Source organism: Streptomyces niveiscabiei (genome assembly GCF_001419795.1).
GTDB classification, from domain to species: Bacteria; Actinomycetota; Actinomycetes; order Streptomycetales; family Streptomycetaceae; genus Streptomyces; species Streptomyces niveiscabiei.
This window is the reverse complement of record NZ_LIRL01000420.1, coordinates 1-3,048: the sequence shown is the minus strand read 5'-3', so window position 1 is coordinate 3,048 and position 3,048 is coordinate 1. Positions and strand designations below refer to the sequence as shown.

At 71.7% G+C, this 3,048-nt stretch carries 5 protein-coding genes; 4 read left to right on the top strand and 1 reads right to left on the bottom strand.

What is annotated here, in order from left to right:
* Window positions 1–694: ABC transporter ATP-binding protein (locus AOK24_RS20660; RefSeq protein ID WP_055721548.1), on the top strand; the 694-nt coding region annotated here is incomplete at its 5' end.
* Here the strand turns inward: AOK24_RS20660 and AOK24_RS20655 are convergent.
* A complete protein-coding gene (locus AOK24_RS20655) occupies window positions 678–1,025 on the bottom strand; it encodes an SCP2 sterol-binding domain-containing protein (protein WP_055721546.1) in 348 nt (115 codons plus the stop codon). The two genes, AOK24_RS20660 and AOK24_RS20655, sit on opposite strands and share 17 nt — an antisense overlap.
* A gap of 43 nt (window positions 1,026–1,068) precedes the next feature.
* On the opposite strand from AOK24_RS20655, the gene AOK24_RS20650 reads away from it, so the two are divergent.
* The 3 genes from AOK24_RS20650 to AOK24_RS20640 are packed head-to-tail and all read left to right on the top strand — an operon-like array spanning window position 1,069 to window position 3,003.
* The gene (locus tag AOK24_RS20650; protein ID WP_107104005.1) at window positions 1,069–1,272 is read left to right on the top strand and encodes a hypothetical protein; all 204 of its coding nucleotides are present in this window, start codon (window positions 1,069–1,071) and stop codon (window positions 1,270–1,272) included.
* A 13-nt stretch (window positions 1,273–1,285) separates the two neighbouring features.
* Window positions 1,286–2,101 (top strand): TlyA family RNA methyltransferase, encoded by an 816-nt coding sequence (locus AOK24_RS20645; protein ID WP_055721545.1) that lies wholly within the window; start codon window positions 1,286–1,288, stop codon window positions 2,099–2,101.
* The gene (locus AOK24_RS20640) at window positions 2,098–3,003 is read left to right on the top strand and encodes an NAD kinase (RefSeq protein WP_055721544.1); all 906 of its coding nucleotides are present in this window, start codon (window positions 2,098–2,100) and stop codon (window positions 3,001–3,003) included. The genes AOK24_RS20645 and AOK24_RS20640 overlap by 4 nt, the downstream gene beginning before the upstream one ends.
* Window positions 3,004–3,048: the final 45 nt, after the last annotated feature.

Below are 3,048 nucleotides of genomic sequence, written 5' to 3'. Positions count from 1 at the left end.
CGGCAAGTCCACGCTCCTGCGCGCGCTCTCGCGGATGCTGAAGCCACAGCAGGGCCGTGTGCTGCTCGATGGGCAGGTGATCCAGTCGATGCCGGCGAAGAAGGTCGCGCGTACCCTCGGGCTGTTGCCGCAGTCGTCGATCGCGCCGGACGGGATCACCGTCGGGGATCTTGTGGGGCGGGGGCGTTATCCCCATCAGGGCATCCTGCGGCAGTGGTCCACGGAGGACGAGCGTGTCGTGCGGGAGTCGATGGAGCAGACCGGTGTCGCGGAGCTCGCGGAGCGGTACGTCGACGAGTTGTCCGGCGGGCAGCGGCAACGCGTGTGGATCGCGATGGCGCTCGCGCAGCAGACGCCGCTGCTGCTGCTCGACGAGCCGACGACGTACCTGGACATCCAGCACCAGATCGACGTCCTCGACCTGTGCGCGCAGCTCCACGAGGAGCAGGGGCGCACGCTCGTCGCGGTCCTGCACGACCTCAACCACGCCGCGCGCTACGCGACCCACCTGATCGCGCTCAAGGCCGGGCAGGTCATCGCGGAGGGCGCGCCCGGCGACATCGTCACGGCGGGGCTCGTGGAGGAGGTGTTCGGGCTGCGCTGCCAGGTCATCGACGACCCGGAGACGGGTACGCCGCTGGTCGTGCCGGCCGCCCGCCAGGCCCGTACGAAGGCCGCTACAGCAGCTTCCTGAGGCTCAGCAGATCGCGGAAGCCCGCCTCCAGCTTCACCCGGCCCGAGCCCCACGCCTTCGCGAAGTTCAGCTCACCGGCGACCATCGCGACCAGGTCGTCCCCGGTCATGGTGAGCCGGATCTGTGCCTTCTCGGCGGGCGGGCCGGGCGCGACGTCGTCCACCACGATCGCGCCGCCGGTCATCCGGCCGGTGAACGTGACGTCCAGGTCGGTGATACGGCAGCTCACCGTGCGTTCCATGCTCGCCGCGGCGCGTACGTCGCCGTCGGCGCCGCGCATGTTCTGCGCGAGCTTCTCCAGTGCCGTACGGCACTCCTCGATCGTGGCCATCATGATCGACCGTACACCGGCGGCCCGGGGTAGCGTCGGGGGCATGAACGAAGCCGCCGACGGCCGCGCGCCCACCGGGAACCCCGAGGTCGACACCCTCCTCGACCGGCTCGCCGACACCGAGCACCTCGCGACCGAGGGGCACATCGAGGTGTACGAGGATGTACACCGGGGGCTGCGCGACGCGCTCGCCGCGCTCGACGCCCGCCCGGGTCCTCCGGGGCCCTCAACGCCGTACGTGAACTAGGAGTGGGACCCAGGTGGCAGGAGTCGCGCGTCGACGGTTGGACGCGGAGCTGGTGCGGCGGAAGCTGGCGCGGTCGCGGGAGCACGCCAGTCAGCTGATCGCGGCGGGGCGGGTGACGGTCGGCAAGACCGTCGCGACGAAACCGGCGACGCAGGTGGAGACGGCCGCGGCGATCGTCGTGCAGGCCGACGACGGCGATCCCGAGTACGTGTCCCGGGGCGGGCACAAGCTCGCGGGCGCGCTGTCGGTGTTCGTGCCGCAGGGGCTCGTCGTGGAGGGGCGGCGCGCGCTCGACGCGGGCGCCTCCACCGGCGGGTTCACCGATGTGCTGCTGCGCGCCGGGGCCGCGCACGTCGTCGCCGTCGACGTCGGATACGGACAACTCGCGTGGTCTCTCCAGAGCGATGAACGCGTCACCGTCAAGGACCGTACGAACGTACGCGAGTTGACGCTTGAAGCGATCGATGGGGAGCCTGTGGATCTAGTCGTGGGGGACTTGTCCTTCATCCCGCTCGGGCTCGTGCTGCCCGCGCTGGCGCGGTGCACGAAACCCGGCGCCGACCTGGTGATGATGGTCAAGCCGCAGTTCGAGGTGGGGAAGGAACGGCTCGGCAGCGGGGGCGTCGTCCGCAGCCCCGAACTGCGGGCCGAAGCCGTGCGGGGGGTGGCGGCGCGCGCCGCCGAGCTCGGGCTCGGGGTGAACGGGGTCACCGCGAGTCCGCTGCCCGGGCCCTCCGGGAATGTCGAATACTTTCTGTGGCTGCGTGCCGGGGCGCCCGCTCTGGACCCGGCCGATGTCGATCGTGCAGTGGCGGAGGGGCCGCGGTGACCCAGAACTCAGGTCGGACTGTTTTCCTGCTCGCGCACACGGGGCGGCCCGCCGCCATCCGCAGCGCCGAACTCGTCGTGAAGGGGCTGCTGCGGTCCGGGATCGGGGTGCGGGTCCTGGAGTACGAGGCGCGTGACCTGCCGTTGCCCGCCGAGGTCGAGCTGGTCGGCGAGGCCACTCCGCAGTGCCTCGAAGGGTGCGAGCTGCTCATCGTCCTCGGCGGGGACGGGACGCTGCTGCGCGGCGCCGAGTTCGCCCGCGCGTCCGGGGTGCCCATGCTCGGCGTCAACCTCGGGAGCGTCGGGTTCCTCGCGGAGGCCGAGCGGGACGACCTCGACAAGGTCGTCGACCGGGTGGTGACCCGGGCGTACGAGGTCGAGGAGCGGATGACCGTCGACGTCGTCGTGCACAGCAACGGGGACATCGTGCACACGGACTGGGCGCTGAACGAGGCGGCCGTCCAGAAGGCGGGGGCGGAGAAGCTCCTCGAAGTCGTCCTGGAGATCGACGGGCGGCCGGTGACGGGGTTCGGCTGCGACGGCATCTGCCTGTCCACGCCGACCGGGTCCACCGCGTACGCCTTCTCCGCCGGGGGACCTGTGGTCTGGCCCGAGGTCGAGGCGCTGCTGATGGTGCCGATCAGCGCGCACGCGCTGTTCGCCAAGCCGCTGGTGACGTCGCCGGATTCGGTGCTGGCTGTGGAGGTCCTCCCGCACATCCCGCCAGGGGTGCTGTGGTGCGACGGCCGCCGGACGGTCGAGCTGCCGCCGGGGGCTCGGGTGGAGGTTCGGCGGGGGGCTGTGCCGGTTCGGCTGGCGCGGCTGCACCACGCGTCGTTCACGGACCGGCTGGTGGCGAAGTTCGCGCTGCCGGTTTCTGGTTGGCGGGGGGCACCGCACTAGCCGGCTGTGGGCGGGTGGCGGGGAGTCTGTGGCTGGTCGCGCAGT

What these genes read in the sequence shown, in the direction of transcription:
- AOK24_RS20655 (WP_055721546.1), bottom strand. Translation starts at nt 1,025, where the DNA reads ATGGCCACGATCGAGGAGTGCCGTACGGCACTGGAGAAGCTCGCGCAG.
- AOK24_RS20650 (WP_107104005.1), top strand. Translation starts at nt 1,069, where the DNA reads ATGAACGAAGCCGCCGACGGCCGCGCGCCCACCGGGAACCCCGAGGTC.